This window comes from Bacillus sp. PPSBB_11 (assembly GCF_038023285.1).
Classification (GTDB): Bacteria; Bacillota; Bacilli; order Bacillales; family Bacillaceae; genus Bacillus; species Bacillus altitudinis.
In genome coordinates, this window is the sequence record NZ_CP150633.1 from 2173918 (window position 1) to 2198104 (window position 24187).

Annotated in this window: 23 protein-coding genes; 16 read left to right on the forward strand and 7 right to left on the reverse strand. The window is 42.9% G+C overall.

All coding sequences use genetic code 11. The annotated features are described in order from the left end of the window. Positions 1-26 precede the first annotated feature (26 nt). A complete protein-coding gene (locus tag V7L95_RS10610; RefSeq protein ID WP_046342922.1) occupies positions 27-1031 on the reverse strand; it encodes an NADP-dependent oxidoreductase in 1005 nt (334 codons plus the stop codon). Between the two features lie 121 nt (positions 1032-1152). Next, on the reverse strand, positions 1153-1530 hold the full coding sequence (locus V7L95_RS10615; protein WP_017366799.1) for a YfmB family protein: 378 nt from the start codon (positions 1528-1530) through the stop codon (positions 1153-1155). A 222-nt stretch (positions 1531-1752) separates the two neighbouring features. On the opposite strand from V7L95_RS10615, the gene V7L95_RS10620 reads away from it, so the two are divergent. The 12 genes from V7L95_RS10620 (at position 1753) to V7L95_RS10675 (ending at position 18586) form a co-directional block, all read left to right on the forward strand. Next, on the forward strand, positions 1753-2100 hold the full coding sequence (locus V7L95_RS10620; protein WP_007496775.1) for a general stress protein: 348 nt from the start codon (positions 1753-1755) through the stop codon (positions 2098-2100). Positions 2101-3240: 1140 nt separating this feature from the next. Then, positions 3241-3897: a methyltransferase domain-containing protein gene (locus V7L95_RS10625; protein ID WP_052321095.1), complete on the forward strand. Its 657-nt coding sequence runs from the start codon at positions 3241-3243 to the stop codon at positions 3895-3897. 517 nt (positions 3898-4414) lie between these two features. Continuing rightward, on the forward strand, positions 4415-5140 hold the full coding sequence (locus V7L95_RS10630; RefSeq protein ID WP_017360404.1) for a GTP cyclohydrolase II: 726 nt from the start codon (positions 4415-4417) through the stop codon (positions 5138-5140). A gap of 32 nt (positions 5141-5172) precedes the next feature. Then, positions 5173-5976 carry an SUMF1/EgtB/PvdO family nonheme iron enzyme gene (locus V7L95_RS10635; protein WP_060832157.1) on the forward strand — a complete coding sequence of 268 codons (804 nt, stop codon included), beginning with the start codon at positions 5173-5175 and terminating at the stop codon, positions 5974-5976. 4 nt (positions 5977-5980) lie between these two features. Beyond that, on the forward strand, positions 5981-7738 hold the full coding sequence (locus V7L95_RS10640; RefSeq protein ID WP_046527041.1) for a WD40 repeat domain-containing protein: 1758 nt from the start codon (positions 5981-5983) through the stop codon (positions 7736-7738). 281 nt (positions 7739-8019) lie between these two features. Continuing rightward, on the forward strand, positions 8020-9102 hold the full coding sequence (ribD, locus tag V7L95_RS10645; RefSeq protein WP_340966254.1) for a bifunctional diaminohydroxyphosphoribosylaminopyrimidine deaminase/5-amino-6-(5-phosphoribosylamino)uracil reductase RibD: 1083 nt from the start codon (positions 8020-8022) through the stop codon (positions 9100-9102). 116 nt (positions 9103-9218) lie between these two features. After that, entirely contained in the window at positions 9219-11864 is a 2646-nt protein-coding gene (locus V7L95_RS10650) for an exosporium glycoprotein BclB-related protein (protein WP_340966257.1), read from the forward strand. A gap of 141 nt (positions 11865-12005) precedes the next feature. Next, positions 12006-13601: a sensor histidine kinase gene (locus V7L95_RS10655; protein ID WP_340966259.1), complete on the forward strand. Its 1596-nt coding sequence runs from the start codon at positions 12006-12008 to the stop codon at positions 13599-13601. Positions 13602-13604: 3 nt separating this feature from the next. Further along, positions 13605-14303 carry a response regulator gene (locus tag V7L95_RS10660; protein WP_025206910.1) on the forward strand — a complete coding sequence of 233 codons (699 nt, stop codon included), beginning with the start codon at positions 13605-13607 and terminating at the stop codon, positions 14301-14303. Positions 14304-14305: 2 nt separating this feature from the next. Beyond that, positions 14306-15283 carry a tripartite tricarboxylate transporter substrate-binding protein gene (locus tag V7L95_RS10665; RefSeq protein WP_017358771.1) on the forward strand — a complete coding sequence of 326 codons (978 nt, stop codon included), beginning with the start codon at positions 14306-14308 and terminating at the stop codon, positions 15281-15283. A 191-nt stretch (positions 15284-15474) separates the two neighbouring features. Then, positions 15475-16773 carry a citrate:proton symporter gene (locus V7L95_RS10670; RefSeq protein ID WP_008341779.1) on the forward strand — a complete coding sequence of 433 codons (1299 nt, stop codon included), beginning with the start codon at positions 15475-15477 and terminating at the stop codon, positions 16771-16773. Positions 16774-16954: 181 nt separating this feature from the next. Next, complete coding sequence (locus V7L95_RS10675) at positions 16955-18586, forward strand: M14 family metallocarboxypeptidase (protein ID WP_340966262.1); 1632 nt, start codon at positions 16955-16957, stop codon at positions 18584-18586. A gap of 72 nt (positions 18587-18658) precedes the next feature. Here the strand turns inward: V7L95_RS10675 and V7L95_RS10680 are convergent, their stop codons facing one another. Next, complete coding sequence (locus V7L95_RS10680; protein WP_008341777.1) at positions 18659-19144, reverse strand: phenolic acid decarboxylase; 486 nt, start codon at positions 19142-19144, stop codon at positions 18659-18661. Positions 19145-19257: 113 nt separating this feature from the next. On the opposite strand from V7L95_RS10680, the gene V7L95_RS10685 reads away from it, so the two are divergent. The 3 genes from V7L95_RS10685 to V7L95_RS10695 all read left to right on the forward strand — a co-directional run bounded on the left by V7L95_RS10685 (position 19258) and on the right by V7L95_RS10695 (position 21552). Next, positions 19258-19815: a PadR family transcriptional regulator gene (locus tag V7L95_RS10685; protein ID WP_008341776.1), complete on the forward strand. Its 558-nt coding sequence runs from the start codon at positions 19258-19260 to the stop codon at positions 19813-19815. 104 nt (positions 19816-19919) lie between these two features. Further along, positions 19920-21026 (forward strand): nitric oxide synthase oxygenase, encoded by a 1107-nt coding sequence (locus V7L95_RS10690; protein WP_007496564.1) that lies wholly within the window; start codon positions 19920-19922, stop codon positions 21024-21026. Positions 21027-21126: 100 nt separating this feature from the next. Next, on the forward strand, positions 21127-21552 hold the full coding sequence (locus tag V7L95_RS10695) for a hypothetical protein (protein WP_025206917.1): 426 nt from the start codon (positions 21127-21129) through the stop codon (positions 21550-21552). A gap of 14 nt (positions 21553-21566) precedes the next feature. Here the strand turns inward: V7L95_RS10695 and V7L95_RS10700 are convergent, their stop codons facing one another. Beyond that, on the reverse strand, positions 21567-21839 hold the full coding sequence (locus V7L95_RS10700; protein WP_035391366.1) for an acylphosphatase: 273 nt from the start codon (positions 21837-21839) through the stop codon (positions 21567-21569). A gap of 122 nt (positions 21840-21961) precedes the next feature. On the opposite strand from V7L95_RS10700, the gene V7L95_RS10705 reads away from it, so the two are divergent. Next, positions 21962-22612: an MOSC domain-containing protein gene (locus V7L95_RS10705; protein WP_046342941.1), complete on the forward strand. Its 651-nt coding sequence runs from the start codon at positions 21962-21964 to the stop codon at positions 22610-22612. A 41-nt stretch (positions 22613-22653) separates the two neighbouring features. Here V7L95_RS10705 and V7L95_RS10710 read toward each other — a convergent pair whose 3' ends face one another. The 3 genes from V7L95_RS10710 to map form a co-directional block, all read right to left on the reverse strand. Beyond that, entirely contained in the window at positions 22654-22791 is a 138-nt protein-coding gene (locus tag V7L95_RS10710; RefSeq protein WP_008341771.1) for a YflJ family protein, read from the reverse strand. A gap of 134 nt (positions 22792-22925) precedes the next feature. Next, the gene (locus tag V7L95_RS10715) at positions 22926-23087 is read right to left on the reverse strand and encodes a hypothetical protein (protein ID WP_008341770.1); all 162 of its coding nucleotides are present in this window, start codon (positions 23085-23087) and stop codon (positions 22926-22928) included. A 262-nt stretch (positions 23088-23349) separates the two neighbouring features. Next, positions 23350-24099 carry a type I methionyl aminopeptidase gene (map, locus tag V7L95_RS10720; protein WP_008341769.1) on the reverse strand — a complete coding sequence of 250 codons (750 nt, stop codon included), beginning with the start codon at positions 24097-24099 and terminating at the stop codon, positions 23350-23352. Positions 24100-24187 lie beyond the last annotated feature (88 nt).

Sequence of the window (24187 nt, forward strand, 5' to 3'; positions counted from 1 at the left end):
CCATAAATTGGCAGGGTCCTTTTTTGTTATGAAATTTTGACAAGTTGTTTTCCGACATTTTCCCCTTTGAATAGTCCAAGGAATGCATCTGGAATGTTGTCAAAGCCTTCAATGATTGTTTCTTTATATGTGAGTTTGTCTTCTTTTACCCATTGTGCGAGATCTTTTGCCGCCTCTTCAAAACGATCAGAGTAGTTGGCAACAATGAAGCCCTGCATCAATGCACTTGTTTTTATGAGTTTTGTTTGCACACGAGGGCCAATGTCTTCGCTTGCACTAATGTTATAAGAAGAAATGGCGCCGCAGACTGGAATACGTGCAAAACGGTTCAAATGATTCATTACAGCATCAGAGATGTCGCCGCCCACATTGTCAAAATACACATCGACACCGTTTGGACAGGCTTTTGCAATGGCGTCATCTAAATCATTTGTTGTTTTATAATTAATGGTTTCATCAAAGCCCAGTTCTTTTAAATAAGCCAGTTTATCATCAGATCCGGCAATTCCAACGACGTGGGCACCTTTGATTTTAGCAATCTGTCCGACAACAGAACCAACGGCACCTGCGGCTCCAGAAATGACAACCGTTTCGCCTTCTTTTGGCTGACCAATCGCAAGAAGTCCAAAATAGGCGGTTTGTCCTGGCATGCCCAAAATCCCTAAGTAATAAGATAACGGCGCAATGGATGGATCAATTTTTGTCAGAGACTCTGCTTTGGCAGTAGAATATTCTTGCCAGCCAAGGAATCCAAGTACAAAATCACCTTTCTCAAATTGAGGAGATTTGGACTCGATGACTTCTCCGACCACACCACCCTGGATCACTTCATTGAGTTTAAACGGAGGTGTATAGGATTTTGTATCTTGCATTCGTCCTCTCATGTAAGGATCTACAGACACATATTTCGTTTGAATCAAGACTTCGCCATCTTGCGGCGTTGGTATATCAACTGTTTCAAAATGAAAAACATCTTTAGTAGGTAACCCTTTTGGACGTTTTGCTAATTGAATTTGTTTTTGTTGACTCATGTCAAATCCTCCCTTTCACTTGCAACCTAGATTTACATTAACATGATGCTTCTTTTCGTTCAAAACATACGGTCTTTTCCAAGCACATACAAAAAAGTAGCCACCATCTAAAAGAAGGGGACTACTTTTTTTGAAGAGAGACAGAAAGGAGCGGCGGGAGACAACCAAACAGTTGATACTCATCCGCATCACGTTCTTTTAACAAATATTCATTTGCATTTTGCATGGAGGCTTTCATCATATCGTGCGTCACAAAAGGAAAAAGGATATTTAAATATGAGGACAACAGGTCTTGTGGATCTTGTTCGATTGACTCGATATCTCCAATGTTAATAATAATAGAAAAGAGATAATCGATGCAGATGTGAAAGTGCTGTTCAGCAAACAAAGTAAGCGGCTTTGCTTTTGATTCTTCAGGATTCCATTTTTGAAAAAGCTGTTTCACCAAATCACTGACAACCCATGCATTAAACTGCTGCTCAGCTGAAAAATAATACATCAGCTCCACCCCATTTCTAGCCTCCAGTATAAGAATTGTACAACAAATGACAAGGAATGAATACAATTTTTCAGAAAATTTAGTCATATTCACAGTCTTTTTGTCAAAAATAAGTCCATAGACGCACTAAGTTCACAGAGTAAAAATGGATGTGCTGGAGGAAGGTTTAATGACAAAAGTGACGGGTAAAAGATTCGTAAGACGTTAAAGGAGGAATAATAAATGAAACCTGTTGTAAGAGAGTATTCAAATGATGAAACACTTCAAAGAGATGTGGAGCAATTAAAACAACTCGGTGTTGCAAGAGAGGACATTTATGTTCTGTCCCATGACGATGATCGAACTGAGCGTATTGCAAGCAACGCAGATGCCAATACGATAGGTCCAAAAGAAGTTGGACTCAAGCATGCGGTTGGAAACATCTTTAGCAAAAAGGGAGATGAACTCCGCAATAAGATTCACGAAATTGGTTTCTCAAAAGAAGAAGCTGAGACATTTGAAGAACATTTAGACGAAGGAAAAGTTCTTCTCTTTGTGACTGACCATGAAAAAGTGAAAAATTGGGCATAAACGCCATCGTAAAAAGCCTCTTACTTTTGTAAGGGGCTTTTTTCAGATTTTTGACAAAGGGCTAAAATGAACTTGATTTTAGTCCTTTGTCTTCTTTTCAGCGTGATAGAAAACCTTTGCAGTCTAGGAAGGACGAGTACTGGCGCGGAGCGAATTTGATATTCGTGAGCACCAGCACGCAGGACTGACAAAGAATGCGAGGGTTTGTCTACACGCTGAAAGCCTCTTACTTTTGTAAGGGGCTTTTTTTCATACTGCGATAATTAAAATCTACCATCTGTCTTTTTCACTATAATAAGACAGGTTGAAAAATTGGGATAAACAGTAAAATGTCTAATTGAAAATATAGAAATAGCAAAGGATACCGTCAAAAAAATGAAAAAAGTAGTGAAAATATCACAAAAAACCATTCGGGAAATAATTATGATATCTTTATTTTTATTTCAAAATGAAATAAAAATCTTGTGTAATTTAGTAGATAAATTTCTTAGTTCTATTGGTTTAAGTTGTATTTTTGTGTAGAAATAAGTGTTTTAAGGTCAAAAAACCACGAAATATACCTGTATTTTCAATTAGAAAATCATTCTAATGTTTAGGAAATAATTTGTTGACAAAATAATCTAAAAACAATATATTTGGCTTAATCAAGTTATTATGGAATTAGTTGTTAAATTTTTGATGGGTGGATTTCAGGATCAATTCGGTAAATGATGATGCATTAAGACCTAAGGGAGAGCGCTTCTGAGGCAGAGCGATACTGAAGAAATATCTATTAGACAAAAAAGAATAGATGAAAGATAGCTTAGAATGGTAGATTCGTCTTTCTACTATGCCTATTTCTCAATGATATTGTTCAAGGTATTCAGAGGATCATCATAAAGAAAGCGCTTTCTTAGCGCTGTTAAGGAGGTGAATCCATATGAAGAAAATGTATAACAAACTGAGGCGCTGTAACAGTTGAATGGCTGTGGTTGTATGTGAAGATGAGTGCTGAAAAAGAAGAGTGACATGTGGGATGCTTCTCTCCTTTTTCAGAAAATAGATTTCCTAAAAAATCCATCTTTCATTTTATCATAAGGCTTTTTGCTTGAAAACCACCTTTATTAGGAAAGGTGATTGTGAATTGAAGGAGGTCACGTGATGAAAAAGGCTTTGTATCATGAAGACAGCGGGTTGTATTTAGAGAAAATGCGCATGGCTTTTCAAGAACACTATGAGCAAAGAACAGATATGTGGTCTACTGATCCATCATTAACAGACGCTGCTGTGATGTCTCTGAAGGCATGGCGTTCCAGGGAAAAGGATGCACTTGCTTCTGTGCTGGATATCGGCTGCGGGAACGGCAGGGCTCTTGAACATTTACAAGGACTGTCGGCATATACCGGCATCGATCTTTATGAGCATGAGGAATGGGAAGGATTAAAGAAGAGAAAAGAGGTTCCTGTCCATTTTTATCATCAAGATTTTATGTCCTGGTCAATGGATCAAGGGCGCGAGCTGACGTTTGATCTGATTTTAGATCATGGCTGCTTTCACCATCAGCACCCTGATGACCACGAACGATACTTAAAGCAGATTTCCTCGCTGCTTCATGAAGGTGGTGTGTTTTCCCTTGTTGTATGGGGAGAAGAGTGGAAAACAGGCTTAATCGGAGAAGATGGACGCTTCCATTTTTCATTCTCAGATACTCAGCTTGGAGAAAAGATTTGTACATCAGGACTTGAGCTCGTTTCGATTACACCATTACAAGCGAAGGCTGGGATCAGCCAGCATCATGTCATTGCTGTCAAAATCTAGTGCAAAGGAGGATAAACGCGATGTTTGATGTGATGGTTCTTGGTGCATACCTAGGCGGGTGTCATGCTTCAATCAATGTAGCTGAACTGAAGTACGGACTATTCATCCAATCAAAGGGCACTACCGGATGACGTGCATTTGAAGGACCAGAGCTTCTAGTAAAGGAGAAAGCAGCTCGAAGCTAGCAGAGATATTCTCTTAGAGAAAGAGCATGTCAGTTTCCATTCAAGAATCATCCAATGGTGTTGCTCTCTTACAGAGAATACAGCGTATGAAGCTCGATTTCTGCTCCTTTGTACTGGACAAGTGACAGTCTAAAAAGAGTCTTTATGAAAGGTACTGATGGATGATTGGCATCGCACATCTATTCAGCCAGTATGTCAGGAAATTTCTCCTGAGCCATGATTCTAGCTGGAACCGGTGCTCAGGGTGCAAAGGGAGTGCATACACATATTCATCACGCCATCACTGCGCTGAGAGAGTTCAATGGGGTGCAGTGATGAATAGGGGGAGACAAATGAACAAGTTTGTAGCTGAACTACAATCAATGATTCATCATTTTACATTTCAAGAAAAACACTATTTGCTCGTGGGGCCAGTGAACCTGCCGATCTCTATTGAACATGAAGAAGTGCAGTTTACATGGTATGCCTTTGCGTCTGTAGAAGCTGATACAACGCCAACGGTTGAGTCTATTGTACAAATGAGTACCGAGCAGCAAACATTTTCCTCTTGTCTCCTTTTTGGCGACTTTGAAAATGAAGTGCCGCCGCTTGTGCGAATTCATAGTGTCTGCCAAACAGGGGATGTGTTTGGGTCACTGAAATGTGATTGCGGTCCACAGCTTGCATCATCGCTAAAAAAAATCACCGATTACGGAAAAGGCATGCTTGTGTATATGGCCAATCAAGAAGGGCGCTCTATTGGGCTAATGGCCAAAGCCTTCACGTATAAATTACAGGAAATGAAACTGGATACATTTGAGGCGAACAGGTTGATCGGATGCGGAGATGATGATCGGCATTACGAGGAAGCAGCGGCTGTCTTGCACTATTTAAACAAAGGGAAACCATTGCATCTTTTAACCAATAATCCAGATAAAGTCGATTCCATTGCTGCTTACGGTCTTCCGGTTTTACGGTTTGATCATACGGTAGAAGCCTCTCTCTATAATGAGGCGTATTTAAAGGCAAAAGCAGCATCAGGGCATATGGTCGATGAGAAGAAATTAATTAATCAGTAGATGAGTTTATTTAAAGAAGGCGGGAGAAAAGCGTGAAACCTGATATCAATTGGATTCAAATCCCAAGCGGCTATGCGACGATTGGAAGTAATGAAGAAGATATGAAAAAGGCATCAGAATTTTGGAAGGACAAACTTCTGAATCCAGCCTATGGCCGTGAGAAAAAATTTCAAAAATGGCTGTACAAAGAATTTCCATCTTATCAGCCGTATATGAGCGAATTTTTCATCTCAGATACGGTCGTCACCAATGAATGGTATCAAAGCTATTGCGACGAGACAGGAAAGCCTTATCCAGAGAGCTTGACGAACCTAGAGCTTGGCGGGGGAAAAGACCATCCAGCTTGGGGCATGGACATCGAGGAAGCTTTCTCATTTTGTCAGTGGCTGAGCGGGAAGCTTGGATATGAGGTATCGATCCCTACTGAGGAAGAATGGGAATATGCTGCCCGGGGCAATACGAGACATCAATATCCTTGGGGAGATGAGTTTGATCCCTCTTACTGTAATACGCACGAATCAAATATTGAAAAAACGACACCTGTCCGTCATTACGAAAAAGGAAGATCTCTATTTGGACTATATGATATGGGTGGCAATGTCGAAGAATGGGTCAACACCAAGTATCACATATATGAAGGTGGAATTGAGGTTGTAGATGATTTAACCGAGACACTAGGCAGTAATTACTACATTTTAAAAGGCGGCTCCTTCGCAAGAGGCGGAGATTTATGCAGAGTCGCAAGAAGACACGGGAAACACCCAGACCCTGTTTTTCGATTTACTGGTTTTCGTGTAGTTACTCGTCAAAAACAACATATAAAGGTGGGAGTGTAAAACCATGCATAGAGGACCGATTACATCCGTTTTATCAACTCAGCATGACCAAATTGTCTACACAGGTGGCTATGATCGCTGTATTTATAAATGGGACCGTGCCACGGGAGAAGGAACATTCATTGGCAGTCACGAGCATATCATCAACTCTTTATCCCTTTCGGAAAATGGAACGTATTTAGCGAGTGCATCGTCAGACTATACCATTCAATTATATGATACTGGCACACATACAAGAATTCGTACGCTATATGGTCATGCGGATGACGTGGAAGCTGTCGCATTTGCAAAGCAGGATACGCTTCTTGTATCGGTGTCCAGAGACAGAAGATGCTTAGTTTGGGATATTGAAACGGGAGCCATTTTAAGAGAATTTCATGGACATAGCAAGGATGTATTAGCTGTATGGATTCATGAGGATAAAGCTTATACAACTGGTGACGATGGCTATGTCCTAGTATGGCTCTATGAAACAGGAGAAATTGTAGGTGAAATTGGCCCGTTTGATTATGAGCTGGATACCATCAGCGGCAGCAATCAAAAAGAAGTATTCGCCCTTGGCAGAGATGATGGCACAGTTATCATTTATGATGCCGCTACATTACAGGAGAAAAAAATCATTAAAGCTCATTTACAAGGTGTGAAGCGTGTGAATTTTTCGCCGAGCGGTAACTACTTGCTTACAGCGGGTTATGACCATTTAATTAAGCTGTGGAATTATGAAACCGGTGAATTAATTGATACGTTGCTGCCTCATAAATATCAATGGGAGCGCTCGCTTGTTTGGACAGAAGACGAGCAAGCCATTTTAGGAGCCAGCTTTGGGAAAACGTATTGTGAATGGTCAATTCAAGAAGGAAAAGTGATCTCTGATGAGCAGGAATTGGCGACACCTTCTATTAATGATATTGCGTTGACTGAAGCGGGTGATATTATCACTGCATCAGATGACGGAAAATTCAGAAAGAATGGAATCGAAATCGCAAAGTCAACAGGTGTTCTCACAAATGGAGTGGCTGTTGCACGGGATGGAAGCTATTATGCATGGGGCGATCATGCGAGTCAGGTGCATATTGTACACGAGTCATTGCAGCAAATGGTCTCTTTTGATCTCAACACAGGTCCTGTCAATAGTGTGTATTTCCATGAGGAGGATCGTCAATTTTATATCGGCACTTATGGCGGTTATGTGCATGTCATTTCGACAGAACACTTAAAGGAAATCGGCCGTTCTAAAGCACATGATTGCGCGGTCAAAGCATTAAAGGTAGAAGGAGATCATATCATCACAGCGGCAGTTGAAGGAACCATCTGTCTTCTCGATAAAAAGAGTTTGTCCTTAACAGCAGAATATATCGGGGCGACAGAGCTGTTAAATGATGTATTTATTGATAGCAAAAGAGATCGTATTGCCATTGTCAGCCGTGATAAAAACGTCCGATTGTTTGATTTGCATACAGGCAGAATTTTAAATCAGCACAACGAGCATCAATATTCCATTAAATCCATCACTGTGACAGACTCTGGCTATATTGTGAGCGGAGACTATTGGGGATATATTGTGGTATGGAATCCAGAGCTAGATGTCAATACAGGTCCGATTCGAATTGCTAAGAATGGTATTAGTGCCATTAGACAACTAGGAAATGATGTGTATGCAAGCTCATATGACGGTGGTATTTATCATATTCGAGAAGATGGCACACATACGGAAGTACTGCGCTTATTTGAACAATTTCCGAAAGAAGTAATCTCTCATTAAGAAAAAGAATGTAAGCGGGGGATTCTCATGATAAGTGTTTGCAAGGAACATATGAAAAAAGGTCTGACTGTACTCAATTGTCCGCATGTGCTCCTCATTAATAAATATGAATGTCGCAAATGCTGTTTTTGTAAACAACGAGCATCATATAAACTGTTTTATTCCTTGCCTTACTATGATCGATCTGAAAAGAAACGGCTTGAGAAAGTATAGCACATGAGAATAGAACTCCTTCATTTTCTGAAGGAGTTCTTTCCCTTGAGAGAAGAAAGGAGCCCGAGATGAAAGACGATGTTTTTTATATGAAGCTGGCGATTGCCAACGCGAAGGCGATGAAAGGACAAACCTCACCCAATCCGCTTGTTGGTGCAGTGATTGTTCAGAGCGGTGAGATTGTTGGGATTGGTGCGCACATGAAGGCTGGCGAGCCTCATGCTGAAATTCATGCTCTACAAATGGCAGGAGAAAAGGCGAAGGGAGCTGACATGTATGTGACACTCGAACCTTGTACACATCACGGAAAAACAGGCCCTTGCACCGAAGCGATCATTAGCAGTGGTGTGAAGAAAGTGTTGATTGCCACTCAAGATCCGAATCCGGTTGTTGCAGGAAAAGGAATTGCCTTTTTGAAAAAGGCTGGAATTGAAGTGGAGCAAGGTATATGTAAACACGAAGCAGATCGTTTAAATGCTCCTTTTTTTCATTTGATGCAAACAAACCTTCCTTATGTCATCTTAAAATCAGCTATTTCGATAGATGGGAAAATTGCCACGGCTGAGCAAGAAAGCAAATGGATCACTGGAATAGAAGCGAGAACAGAAGTGCAGCGCTTACGTCAAGAAGTAGATGCGGTGCTGACAGGAGTGGAAACGATTATTCAAGATGATGCCGGCTTAATTGTAAAGGATTCATTCAACCATCAGCCCATTCGTGTCATTTTAGATTCAACATTAAGGATACCGCTTCATGCCAAATGCTTAACAGATCATAGGGCAGAAACCATAATTTGTACATCACAAGATTATGATCATCAAAAGTATCAACAGTTGATACAAAAAGGTCATCAAGTATTTGTCACAAGCGGAGAACACCGGACAGATCTTCAGGATGTGTTACACCTGTTGAAGAAGCGCTCTGTGATGTCAGTGCTTGTAGAGGCAGGGGGCAGTGTGAGTGCGTCATTTTTAAAAGCATCACTTGTGAACGAAGCTGTTATCTATATGGCACCTTTATTAATCGGAGGGAAAGATGCACCTACTTTTTTTGAAGGAGAAGGTGTGAAAAAACTAAAAAAGGCGATCCGTCCAGCGGATATTGAATATAGTATGGTAGGAAAAGATTTAAAAATGACGATGACATTTTAACGATGGAGAGAGGTCCTTGCACGCAGAGTGCAAGACCTTTCAAATTTTTTGATAAAAATAAAATTGTACATACACCTTTATCGATCATGATGAATACGATGGATGGGGGTGATTCTATGAGAAAATGTAGACAATGCGGAAAGATATACCCAACTCATTCGACAGACCACTACCAAAAAGGAAGCTGGTATGATGCGTATAAGGATGATGGCTGGGAATGTGATAGTTGTAAGAAAGGTAAATCAGACAAACCAAGGAAACCAGTAAAAAATCCATGCTGTGGAAAAGATCCTTGTGTGTGTGTCATTCAAGGACCGCCAGGGGGAAGAGGAAGGAGAGGCCCAGCAGGTCCGGCGGGTCCAGTGGGTCCAGTAGGCCCAGCGGGTCCAGCCGGCCCGGCAGGTCCACAAGGCCCAACAGGCGTTGGGTTAACAGGGATTGTAGCATTTGATCCAGCGGTAGCCCCGGCGTATCCAGTAGGTCAAGTGGTGACATATGATGGCAGTACGTATGTGGTAAATTCAGCACCACCAACAGGTACGCCTGATACATCGCCGGATTATACGCTTTTAGCAGCTGCGGGCGCAACAGGTACAGGACCAACAGGTGTCACCGGAGATCCAGGTCCGACGGGTGCAACAGGAGCCACTGGTGTAGGTCTAACTGGAGTCGTTCCTTTTGATGCGGCAGCGGCACCAGGATATCCATTGGGTCAAGTAGTGACATATGAAGGTGGAACGTATCTTGCAAACACAGCATCACCAACGGGTACACCGGATACATCACCAGATTATACGCTTCTAGCCGCTGCGGGTGCGACAGGAGATACGGGTGCAACCGGAGCAACAGGAACAGGAGCAACAGGAGATACAGGCGCAACTGGAGCGACCGGAGCCACAGGAGATACGGGTGCCACAGGAGCAACAGGAACAGGAGCGACTGGCGCTACTGGAGATACAGGCGCAACCGGAGCGACCGGAGCCACAGGAGATACGGGTGCCACAGGGGCAACAGGAACAGGAGCGACCGGCGCTACTGGAGATACAGGTGCTACTGGAGCGACCGGAGCCACAGGAGATACGGGTGCCACAGGGGCAACAGGAACAGGAGCCACGGGTGCAACGGGAGATACAGGAGCGACAGGAGCAATCGGAGCGACCGGTGCAACGGGAGATACGGGAGCGACCGGAGTAACCGGAGCCACAGGAGTAACGGGAGATACGGGAGCGACTGGAGTAACCGGAGCCACAGGTGTAACGGGAGATACCGGGGCAACCGGAGTAGGGTTAGCTGGTATTTTGGCATTTGACCCAGCAACAGCTCCAACCTATCCAGTAGGTCAAGTGGTGACATATGAAGGTGGAACTTATATCGTAAATACAGCGCCACCAACTGGCACACCAGATACGTCTCCAGATTATACGTTATTGGCAGCCGCAGGTGTGACAGGCGCCACGGGAGATACAGGAGCGACCGGAGTAACCGGAGCCACAGGTGTAACGGGAGATACGGGAGCGACCGGAGTAACCGGAGCCACGGGTGCAACGGGAGATACGGGAGCGACTGGAGTAACCGGAGCCACAGGTGCAACGGGAGATACGGGAGCGACTGGAGTAACCGGAGCCACAGGTGTAACGGGAGATACGGGAGATACGGGAGCGACCGGAGTAACCGGAGCCACAGGTGTAACGGGAGATACGGGAGCGACCGGAGTAACCGGAGCCACAGGTGTAACGGGAGCGACCGGAGTAACCGGAGCCACAGGTGTAACGGGAGCGACTGGAGTAACCGGAGCTACAGGTGCAACGGGAGATACGGGAGCGACCGGAGTAACCGGAGCCACGGGTGCAACGGGAGATACGGGAGCGACCGGAGTAACCGGAGCCACGGGTGCAACGGGAGATACCGGAGCAACCGGAGTAGGGTTAGCTGGTATTTTGGCATTTGACCCAGCAACAGCTCCAACCTATACAGTAGGTCAAGTGGTGACATATGAAGGAGGAACTTATGTCGTAAATACAGCACCACCAACCGGCACACCAGATACGTCTCCAGATTATACGTTATTGGCAGCCGCAGGTGTGACAGGCGCCACGGGACCAACCGGAGCCACCGGAGATACAGGTCCAACAGGAGCAACCGGAGTCACAGGCGCCACAGGAGTCACAGGAGATACGGGTGCAACAGGGGCTACAGGAACCGGAGCCACGGGCGCAACCGGTGCAACGGGAGCCACAGGAGCAACAGGATCGAGTGCGATTATCCCATTTGCATCAGGTTTACCTGTCGCTTTAACAACCATCGCTGGCGGTTTGGTCGGGACATCTAGCTTGGTAGGATTCGGTAACTCAGCCACTGGTGTCAGTATCGTAGGTGGAATCATTGATTTAACCGGAGCCGCAGGAACATTGTTAAACATGGCGTTCTCCGTTCCGAGAGCAGGAACCATTACGTCATTTGCGGGCTATTTTAGTACGACAGCAGCCCTTTCTATAGTTGGCACAAATATTACTGTGACGGCTAGTCTGTTTGCTTCACCAACACCAGATAACAGCTTCACTCAAGTAGCGAGCGTTACATTGGCACCGGCGTTAACCGGTATTTTAACGATAGGGGCTATTTCAAACGGTATCGCTACTGGTTTAAGTGTACCAGTCACACCGCAAACAAGATTGCTTGTCGTATTCTCTGCAACAGCTACTGGTCTTTCCTTAGTGAATACTGTAGCAGGCTATGCAAGTGCTGGTTTATCCATCACGTAATAGGCACACAGGGATGACTCAATACTGAGTCATCCTTTTTTGTCTGTGTGAATTTTCTCTTAACTTCATGAGAAAAAATGATATGATTTTCTTAGAGTCTATTCGGGTGAATCTACTGAATTAGGGGTTGTGGCGGTGAGGATGGGCAAAAGGAAAGTCACTTTACAAACAAAAATTTTGGGGTTAATTATTGGTCTTTTACTTGTTGTTATTGCCTTATTGACCATTTGTTTTGGTTTTTTGCAGACATCAGAAAGGCAGAGCCAAGCTGAACAGCTGGCGGTGCAAACTGCTAGAACGATATCTTATATGCCGCCTATTAAAACATCGGTGGCCACGGGAGATTCGCAAAATGAAGAACAGGCTGTGCTTGAACAAATGAAGGAGCAAGTAAGAGCACATGCCATTTTCATCACCAATCAAAAAGGAAAGGTTCTTTTTCATACGAACCATGAGGATGTAGGGAAAACCATCAGTGTGTCGGAAGGAAGAAGTACACTGCTTTTTGGAGGCACCTCCATATCGACGGGTGATTCTGATGGTGAAACCGTTGTCAGAGGCAGTGCCCCGATTATGAAAGAAACAGGCAGTCATGAAGAAATTATTGGGACAGTCAGTGTCGAATTCTTAAAAAGAGATATCGACCAAGCGACAGCCCATCAACTATTCAAATTAAGTTATATTGCCCTTCTTGTGCTCTTGCCTGGGGTATTTGGAGCCATTTTTTTAACAAGGAGTATTCGAAAAGATATATTAGGGCTTGAACCGCATGAAATTGCTTCATTATATCGAGAAAGAGAAGCGATGCTGCATGCGATTAAAGAGGGAATCATTGCATTTGACCGTAAAGGTGCCATTACGATGATGAATACGTCAGCTGAACAGATGCTACGCGTCTCTTCAACGCTGCCTCTTCATATTGATCAAGTGTTGCCAAATGCCAATCTTCTTTCCTATCTAAAGGTAGAGACGATTGAACCTAACATAGAATCAGTCGTCAATGATAAAACCTTCGTGCTAAATGTCAAAAAAGTGGTGCAGGACAATCGAGTATTTGGAGGAATTGTGAGCTTCAGGGAGAAAACCGAGCTGACAAAGCTGCTGGATACATTGACAGAGGTCAGTCAATATTCAGAAGACCTTAGAGCACAAACACACGAATTTTCGAATAAGCTGTACGCTATTTTAGGCTTGCTTGAGTTGAAACAAGTGGATGAAGCCATTGAGTTAATTAAAGAAGAGTATACACTTCAAAATCGCCAGCATGATTTACTCATGAAGCAAATTCGCTCTCCGAAGATACAAGCCATTTTACTTGGGAAGTTAGGAAAGGCATCTGAGAAAAAGGTCCATTTTCACATTGATGAAAATAGTTCATTGGAGCCGCTCCCAGCCCATTTGAGTTTATCTCACTTTATTACCATCATTGGCAATCTCGTAGATAATGCGTTTGAGGCTGTATTGAATAAGGAGACAAGAGAAGTCAGCTTGTTCATCACAGATATTGGATTTGATATTATCATAGAGGTATCTGATTCAGGGGACGGTGTAGATGAAGGAGCCATTTCACAACTTTTCACAAGAGGACATTCATCAAAGGGAGAAGGGCGAGGTTATGGACTTGCCAATGTCAAAGAAGTGCTAGATGAACTTGGGGGCTGGATTGAAGTTGCGAACCAAAAAAAAGGCGGTGCCATCTTCACTGTTTACATACCGAAAGGCACAAAGGGGGAATAGGTTGTGATCAAGGTACTCATTGCGGAGGACGATTTTCGAATCGCTGCGATTCATGAATCTTATATACAAAAGGTACAAGGCTTTCAAGTTGCCGGCAAGGCAAAGAGTGCAAAGGATCTGTGGGAGGCACTTCAAAAAGAACAAGTGGATCTCATTTTACTTGATGTCTACATGCCTGATGAGCTCGGCACGAACCTTTTGCCGCTGTTAAGAGAGCGCCATCCTGAAGTGGATGTGATCATTATCACGGCTGCAACGGAAACGATGCTGTTAAGAGACGCCCTGCATTATGGAGTGGTTCATTATTTAATCAAACCAGTGACCGCCCAAAAATTCACGCAGGTGTTAACCGAATATAAAGAGAAAAGAGAGTTAATCAATTCAAAAGAGGAAGTCAATCAAACGATGATTGATCTGTTTTTTGGTCAAATACAGGAAGAATCGCAGCAAAAGGATGAGCGAGACTTGCCAACAGGCATTAATTCACTGACTTTGGACAAAGTGAAAACATTCATGGCAGCAGAGATGAACGGAATTACAGCGGAAGAACTCGGAGAAAAAATGGGCGCATCACGTACAACAGCAAGACGATACGTAGAGTATCTTGTGACAACGGGAGAATGCCGGGCAGAGCTGGCGTATGGAATCATTGGTAGACCAGAACGAAAATATTATCCCGCCAAAAAACAAACGGAGTCATAAAAATGAAAAAAGGAATACTCTTACTCATTTTGGTCTGTCTTTGTACAACGCTCACCTTTAATGAAAAAACAGCAAAAGATTCTTTCCTGGAGCACAGCCCATTATATATTGTGGTATCAGGTGTACCTGATGGCGGATTTGACCAAACGGCTCAAGTGATGAAAACCGTACTAGAACAAGAAAAGCTAGTGGAAGAGCCTGTGCATATTCTTTATCAAAGAGGCGGAACGGTTGATAAAGGATGGACCTATATGATGGAGCGAGATGCCAATTATATCAGTTTAAATTCAAGCTTATTATTAAGCCGTAATTTGCTGGGCAGCAGTAACGTGACCATGAATGATGTTACCCCGCTCGCTATTCTTGCGGAAGAGTGGCAGGTAGTCGCAGTGCCAGTTGATTCTCCTTTCTCAAATGGAAAGGAGCTATTACACGCACTAAAAAAGAAACCGGATTCCTTAAAAATTGGGTTTGCCCCGGACTTTGGAAATGATGATCAAATCTCATTCGCACGGGCTGCCGAAATGGCAGGGATAGATCCGTACCGCATTCAGTTTTTAAAATTTGACAGTGCAGATGATTTATTTCAAGCACTCATTGACCATGAGGTAGATGCGGCGACTACAACCATTACAGAAGTTCGCCATGATTATGAAAAGAAAAGGTTGAAGCTCGTTGCAACCACAACGAATCAGCGTTTAGAAGGATTCAAAGACGTGCCCACTTGGAAAGAACAAGGGATTCCGCTCATCTTCTCTCATTGGCGTGGTGTGATGGGACCAAAGCAAATGAATCAGCACGACATTCGAGCATGGGATCAGCTTCTTCAAAAAATGACGCAAACGAAGTCATGGAAAAAGCAGTTAAAACAAAAAGGCTGGACAGGCCGTTATATGAATAGTAAAGAAGCAAAGGTCTTTATGGAAGATCAATTAAGGCGTTATGAGCAATTTATACAAGGAGAGCAAGCGGTCAAATGAGACCGCTTTTTTTCATGGAACCAACAAACAACAACAATTGCACAAAATGAACAAAAAGCATTTATCGACCAAAAAAGAATTAAAATTCATAATATTTACTTCAATTCAGGCGTCAGATATCATGACAGAAAGGGTTGGAAATGGGATACCAACATTTAATGAAAGCGTATACAACATAAGGGGTGAACGAAATGTTAGCGATCTTAGGATTTCTTATGATGATTGTATTTATGGTTTTAATTATGACGAAACGTATGTCTGTTTTAACGGCATTGGTATTAACACCGATTGCATTTGCTCTTATTGCAGGTTTTCATTTTACAGAAATTTCAGACATGATTGTCAAAGGTGTACAGCAAGTTGCACCAACGGCGGTCATGATCATGTTTGCCATTTTGTACTTCGGGATTATGATTGATGCAGGTTTATTCGATCCAATGGTGGCGAAAATTTTAAAGATCGTCAAAGGCGATCCATTAAAAATTGTTGTCGGAACAGCCGTCCTGACGATGCTTGTCGCACTTGACGGTGATGGAACCACAACGTACATGATTACAACAACAGCCATGCTTCCGTTATTTACACTGCTTGGCATTCGTCCGATTATTTTAGCGGGTATCGCCGGAGTCGGCATGGGGATTATGAATACGATTCCATGGGGAGGGGCAACACCTAGAGCGGCAAGTGCACTTGGCGTTGATCCATCACTTTTATTTGGCCCGATGATTCCAGTCATTGGTGCAGGGGTTTTGAGCATGATTGTGGTGGCATACTTTCTTGGGAAGTCTGAAAGAAAACGTCTTGGTGTTATTGAGCTCGAACAGCCGATTCATGCAAATGAAATGGCAGCGGCACTGCAAGATGATATTAAGCGACCGAAACTTTGGTGGTTTAACCTGACACTGACTTTGCTTTTGGTTCTCTTGCTTGTGTCTGGAAAAGTAAGCTTAACGGTTCTGTTTGTTCTTGCCTTCTGTGTTGCCATTATCGTGAACTATCCGAACCTTGAACAGCAGCGTGAGCGGATTGCGGCTCACTCAACCAACGTCTTAGCGATTGCTTCGATGATTTTTGCGGCAGGTGTTTTTACAGGCATCTTAACTGGGACGAAAATGGTTGATGAAATGGCGATTTCGATTGTTTCGGCTATTCCAGAGCAGCTTGGCGGGTTTATTCCAGTCATTGTCGCGCTAACAAGCGGGATCTTCACTTTCTTTATGCCGAATGATGCATACTTTTATGGGGTACTGCCGATCCTATCAGAAACAGCGGCAGCATACGGTGTCGATAAAATTGAGATTGCGAGAGCATCTATCATTGGTCAGCCGATTCATATGTTAAGCCCACTTGTTCCATCGACTCATTTACTTGTGGGACTCGTTGGGGTATCACTAGATCAGCATCAGAAATTTGGCATGAAATGGGCGGTTCTTGCAGTCGTCGCCATGACAGTGATGGCGGTTCTCATTGGGGCCATTTCGATCTGGTAATGAGAAGAGTGTCTGCTGCTCATGCAGGCACTCTTTTTTAGGTCCTATTGCAGGGCAACATCCATTCATTTGCCCTATATAAAGACATGCATGATTCCTCCAAAAGATATATTTTTGAAAAATGCTGACACTTTTGCTGTTTTTTTCTTTATAATGCAAATCAACGAAGGGAGAGGATAGCATGTCCAAACAGAAAAGTACCATTCTTTTTGCTGCTGTATGCCTCATGGCAGGAAGTTTGTCGATGGTGACCCCAGCTTCAGCGAATGCAGAGACCACTTATTATGGAAAAAGCTATGAGCAGCCAGCCTCGGTTCAAAAACTGTATCCTGAGCCTGACGAAACGTTTGATACCCCTGCCTTTCAGAAAAAAGGAGAAGCATTTACCACACAAGAAGAGCTTCAAGATTTTTTACGTGACATTGTCAGTAAAAGTCCTTACGCCACGCAGAAACAGATTGGAACATCCATTGAAGGAAGGTCTATTCCAGCCCTCTATTTTACAAAGGATCGTCACATCTCTCCACTGTCAAAAAAGCCAACGATCTGGCTTCAAGCACAAATACACGGAAATGAACCAGCCTCCGGTGAATCTGCCCTTGTCATCGCCAAACGACTAGCAGGTGATGAAGGAGAGCGTATCCTGAGCCATGTCAACGTCATCATTGTTCCAAGAATCAATCCAGATGGTTCTTATGCATTTGACCGCAGGCTTGCAAACGGAATGGATGGCAACCGTGACCACATGACATTAGAATCTCCAGAGCTGACAGCCCTTCATCAAGAATTTAATCGCTATGCGCCCGAGGTCGTCATCGATGCCCATGAATATGATGTCGGTCAAAAGCAGTTTGAAGACATCGGTGCATCAGGTGCTCTCAAGTATCACGATTTGCTGATATTATCCGGTAAGAATTTGAACATTCCTGAAAGCATTCGTTTCACGTCAAATGAATTGTACGTCAACGGAGTGCGTGAAACATTGACGAATAAGGGATTTTCCAACGATTTATATTATACAAACACAAGAGGGAAGGACGGAAAAATCGATCTTTATGAAGGCGGAACTGATGCACGAATTGGCCGAAATGCCCTAGCGCTTTCACCAGCTATTTCATTTCTTGTAGAAAGTAGGGGGATTGGAATTGGCAGAGAGGACTTTACCCGGCGCGTGGCAGCACAAGTCACCACTCATGAAAAAATCATTGAGACAACGGTGAAGCATGCTAAGCAGGTGAAGCAGCAAATGGTGACGGAGCGGCTGAAACTTGTGAAAAAAGGTCTTCAATCAAACGATGATGATCAAGTGGTCATTCAAGATGCTTTCAAGGCGCCTGTGAACGATTCACTTGAAATGGTGGATATTGAGAAAGGACAAACCACCAATGTCCCGGTACGTTTTCATAGTGCAAGTGATGCGGTTCCTGTCTTAACAAGAGAACGGCCGACAGCTTATCTTATTCTCCCAGGACATGAAGGAGTAGATAGAAAGCTCAGAACTTTAGGGTTAAAAAGTGTGACACTTCCTGTTGGCATGAAAGTACCTGTACAAGCCTATCAGGTAACAAAACGAGTGGAAACAAGCAAAACAGATATTCAGGTTGAAACGAGACTCGTTGAAAAGAAACGTCAGCTGCCAAAAGGAACAAAGGTATATGTGACTGCACAGCCAGAGACCAATTTGTTGTCACTTGCCCTTGAACCAGAATCAAAAGACAGTTATATGTCATCGGGTTTTATTGCATCAAAAGTAGGCGATGAACTACCAGTTTACCGATTCTTGTTATCTCAAAAGACGTTAGGTATGAAATAAAAAGGACTAAAATCAAGTTCATTTTAGTCCTTTGTCAACCATCTAGAAGCGGCACAGTGCGTGCCGCTTTTTCTATTTTCGTCCAGCTCTGATCTCATCGGTCATGCCTTCATACGGTGCTTCTGCGATAATCGTTTCATCGTTTACCCCAGCATGGTGGATGTACGTAATGTCTGCGAATTCTGGTACGACATATTTCGGATAGGTTTCATATTTTTCACGGGATTCTTTCATGAGGTCGATATAGTCATTTTGATAGCAAACGGTGATATCTGGACGTTCATGCACCCATTTTGGGAAGAAAATGACCCCATGCATGCGTTTCTCCTCAGGCATAAAGTTTAAAGACACGTCTGTCCCAGTCGGTTCCGTCCAGGAAACTTTGTATACCCCTTTTGTCAGCTTCACAATATTCACTTCTTGATCACGAACCCAGCGGCCTCCAACCATTCCGCTATGAATGCGGTAATCAATGGTGTGATCGTTTTTAATGTAAATCTCATATTCCCAGCCATTTTCATACGTATAAATCATATGAAGTCCAACGAATTGATCCATGTTTATTCCTTCTTTCAATTAAAATGATGTTGTTTCAAACATGTCATGATTTACATGTTTATTTTAGGGTGTATGGTATACTATTGTCAAAGAATATGCGTTGGAGGCATGTCATGAGAGTACTGAAATATGCCATTCTTGGCTTACTAGATCAGCGTGAGCTGACGGGATACGATATGAAGAAACACTTTGAAGATTCCCTTGGACAGTTTTGGAGTGCGAAGCATAGTCAAATATACCCTGAATTAAAGCGGCTAACAGAAGAGGGTTTTATTGAATTTGATATTCACATACAAGGAAAGAAGCTAGAGAAGAAGGTTTATCAAATCACTGATGCAGGAAAAAGAGAACTGCATGAATGGTTAAGGGAAAAAGGCCCGATTCCAGACACAACAAAAGATGAATTTATGTTAAAAACGTTCTTTATCTCGTCTATGGATCAAAAAGAAGCGGCCGGTCTCTTCTCACATCAGCTGCTGGAGCGAACAAAGAAAGTAGAGGTGCTTGAACAGAAACTGAACGTTTTAACAGAAGAAGATCCATCTGCCCAATCACTGCATTCAACACAATTCGGGCATTATTTAGTGCTGACAAGAGCAATTGAAAGGGAAAAAGGGTATGTTCGCTGGCTCCAAAAGACCCTTGAAGTCATTGATTCATCCATTGTCTAAGGACAATCGTCGCACGATATGATAAAAAATGGTTTGAAACAAGTGAATTTATCAATAGAAACCGCTACAATGGATATATTCGTATTAAAGTGAGGCGAGTATGTTTGAGTAACCAAGAAGCGTTGTGGAATGAAGCAGAAGCTTTTATTTCTGTATGCTATGAAGAATTAGGCAAGTCAAATGAAGAAAAAGCAGCACGTCTGCATGAAATAAAACAAGAAATTGAGTCTGACGGCATGTATACTCATACGCAGGAAGAATTAGCTCACGGGGCAAAAATGGCATGGCGCAACAGCAACCGGTGCATTGGGCGCTTGTTTTGGTCAACACTGCATGTGCATGACTGCCGGCACGTGACAACAGAAGATGAGGTGAAAGAGGCACTCTTTCATCATATTGAGTATGCGACAAATGGGGGTAAAATCAAACCGTCCATTACCATCTTCCCACCAGAGAACAAGGGACGGAAGGAAGTCGTTATTTATAATCATCAGCTCGTTCGTTATGCGGGATATGAGTCGGAATATGGCATCATTGGGGACGAGGCATCACTTGAATTAACCAAGTTGTGTGAAGCGCATGGCTGGAAAGGCGAAGGCACGCATTTTGACCTTCTGCCACTTATGTTTCAGCTAAAAGATCAGCCGCCGGTTTTGTATGATCTTCCGAAAGAAATCGTTCAAGAGGTAGAGATCACTCATCCTGAATATGATGGGTTCGGTGATTTAGGACTGAAATGGTATGCTGTTCCGATTATTGCTGATATGAAATTAGAAATTGGCGGCATTCATTACAATGCGGCACCGTTTAATGGATGGTATATGGGAACAGAAATTGGCGCACGTAATCTAGCTGACGAAAACCGCTACAATATGTTGAAAAAAGTCGCTTCTATTTTAGGGCTCGATACAACAAAAAATTCGTCACTTTGGAAAGACAAAGCCATTGTCGAATTGAATGTCGCGGTTCTCCATTCTTACAGGGAAGCAGGGGTGACCATTGTGGATCATCATACAGCAGCCCATCAGTTCAAGCAGTTTGAAAAACAGGAAGAAAAAGCTGATCGTAAGCTGACTGGTGATTGGACATGGCTGATTCCGCCAGTATCACCAGCTGCTACGCATATCTTCCATCGTCACTATGACAATACGATCGTGAAACCGAATTATTTTTATCAGGAAAAACCCTACCACGGGACGGAAAGAGCCTAGCGAAAAGCTAGGTTTTTTTGTATGAAATGAGTCTTTGGAATGTTGTTTGATTTGGAAAATGATGGTTTAATGGCGGTGAAATCAAAAAGGGGGAATAGAGATGAAAAAAATGACGTTGCTCATATTTTTGGCTGTATTCAGTTTCAACGGATTTCTACCACTAGGTGATGAAAGAGCTAAAGCAACGACTGGAGCAATGGTTCAGAATGACATCGATTTAAAGGTGACAACCGATCGTTCAACTTATACTTCGCTTCATCCTCAGGTCAACGTCAACATGACAGCAATAACAAATGAAACACTTTATTATACAGCTGCTATTCGAAAACTTACTTTCCCAGTGACACCAGTCTTTACACACGAAGGGTCTATCTCTGGACAAAACGCTTTCGCAGCACCTACTCGTTTATTACTTCCTAACAGTGGATCAGTCAACTATGATGTTCATGTGAGTCTCTACAAAGATGCTTCACGTACAACCTTGATTGGTTATTATGTTGCAAACCCATTTACTGTTGTGAAATAAAGGATACACATCAACTATCCTTTAATCCGAAAGTCTTGATAATGGGCGAACTTGGTGAGCGGCTCCATGTCCAAATGTGTGACTTTTGAAAAAGGACTACCTTTACGGACGGTCTCTAAAAAGTCAAACACCTCCTGCTGCTCTCCTTCTACTTTTAACTCCACGTGACCCTCATCTGTGTTGCGTACCCAGCCTTTTATCCCTCGATTGACGGCTTCTCCTTGAACAAAATAACGAAAACCGACTCCTTGAACTCGTCCTTTTACAATAGCGTGATAATGAACCAATGTCATCTCTCCTTTTTTCTCATCGTACCATAACCTGTCTCGTTCCTTCACGTACCGACTATGATTTGACTGTCAAACCATGTAAAATAAAAGCAATCAGACAATCAAAGGAGATGGCGAGAGTGGGGCAGACAAGGTACGACATCGAAGGAATTCAAGTAGGACAACCTATCACCACCTATGTGAATGGAAAAGAAATCAAAACAGCCATCAACAAAAAGCGTATTCACGAGCCTGTTTATTTGAGTAAGCTCAATTTTGATGGAGATGGACAAGGTGATTTGGTCCATCACGGAGGTGATGATAAAGCCGTTTGCGTCTTTCCATATGATCACTATACTTATTTTGAGCAATTTTTAGGGGTGCCGTTACAGGAGGCAGCCTTCGGTGAAAACGTGACCGTGCATCAGCTTGTAGAGACAGAAGTTCGTATTGGAGATGTATTTCAGCTTGGGGATGCGCTAGTTGAGGTCAGCCAGCCAAGACAGCCATGTGTGAAGCTCTCTCTTAAGCATGGAAACATGAAGCTTGTAAAGGAAGTGCAGCAAACGGGATATACCGGTTTTTATTTGCGTGTGCTGAAAGAAGGAATGGTCTCTCCTGATGAAGCTCTTGTGTTAGTCGAAAAAGCGCCCCATCCCATCACAGTCCACGAAGTCAATGAAGTCAAATACCGTCAAGTAGATCAAAACAGGCTGAAAGCAGTTCTTGAAGTAGATGCCTTAGCAGATGTGGTCAGAAAATCTTTAGAAAAACGTGTTCAGCCCATATAAAAAAGCCGTACATCTGCTATGGATGTACGGCTTTTCAACATTTAAGAGCTCGTTTTCTTTTGCTCAAGAAGATTTGCAAGGAAATAAGTTTTAAAGCTTTGAAGCTTTCTTCCTTCATGCTTGGTCACACCAAGCTTCTTTAATTCTTCGACATACCAGCCTTTGCTACCATAATGCATGATAGAAAACTCCTTTCAATGGAAACTGCCTGCATTGTAACATCTCAAAAAAGGACGTGAAAAGTGTGCAGGTGTTTAGAAATGAAAACTGATTCTATCTGCCTATGATCCATGTATATGCTGGAAATAATTATTTATGAATTTGGCGGGTTGAGGGTAACGATGATCATGCCCACTGTCATAATCATGATGACAATACCGAGGTAGGTCATCATGGATTGTTTTTTCTTAATACCTACAACCGTTAAAATAATACTTTCAATAAAGAAGATAACACCGATGATGATGAACCACATATCAAATAAGACCCCTTTCGCATATCTTTGCCTATTTTACCACAGGCATTTTTGTTTAGTCGTGACAGATTCGTGAAAGGGATTGCAGATTGTTGAGAAAGGGCTAAAATGAACTTGATTTTAGCCCTTTGTCTTCTCTTCAGCGTGATAGAAAACCTTTGAAGTCTAGGAAGGACGAGTACTGGCGCGCAGGACTGACACCGAATGCGAGGGTTTGTCTACACGCTGAAACCCCCTCCAGTGAAGGAGGGGACCCGCTTACTTACAGCTTTGTTAAAATAATCGGTTCGTCTTTTGTGATCACAATCGTATGTTCAATCTGTGCGACCAGGCTCTTATCAGGTGTTTTAAATGTCCAGCCGTCATCTGCTTGATAAATCGATTCAGCATTTGTTGAAATGAAAGGTTCAAAGGCGATCACTGTCCCATTCTTAAACAAAGCATTATCGAATGGATCATAATAGTTCAAAATATGGTTAGGTGCTTCATGCAGGCTTTTCCCAATGCCGTGTCCTGTCAGGTTTTTAATGACGGTAAATCCTTGTTCTTTCGCCGTATTGTAGACTGCACGGCCAATTTGATTTTGTCTTTTTCCGGCTTTCGCGTGCTTTAATCCTTCAAGGAATGCATCCTCTGCACACTGGCATAATGCTTCAAGACGAGCATCTCCTGTACCTAAAACGAATGAAATCCCAGTATCGGAATAATATCCATCAAGCTCTGCTGAGATATCAATATTAATGAGGTCGCCCTCTTGTAAAATGGTTTTTTCACTTGGAATGCCATGTGCGACTTCATCATTGACACTGATGCAAGTCGTACCGGGGAAATCATATTCTTTTTCAGGAGCTGAATTGGCTCCATGCTCTTCTAATATTTTTTTCCCAATCAAATCTAATTCTTTTGTAGACATGCCTGGTTTCGCTTGGCTTTTCATTTCTTCTCTTGCCAAAGCGACAATTCGGCCGACTTTTTTTAAGGCTTCTAACTCATGATCATGTTTGACAATCACTGTTCATTCCCGCTTTCTATAACTTCATTCTATTCAATAGCTTACCACATTTTACGCCAAAAGAGTAAAGGCTGAGATTTGGGTGAGA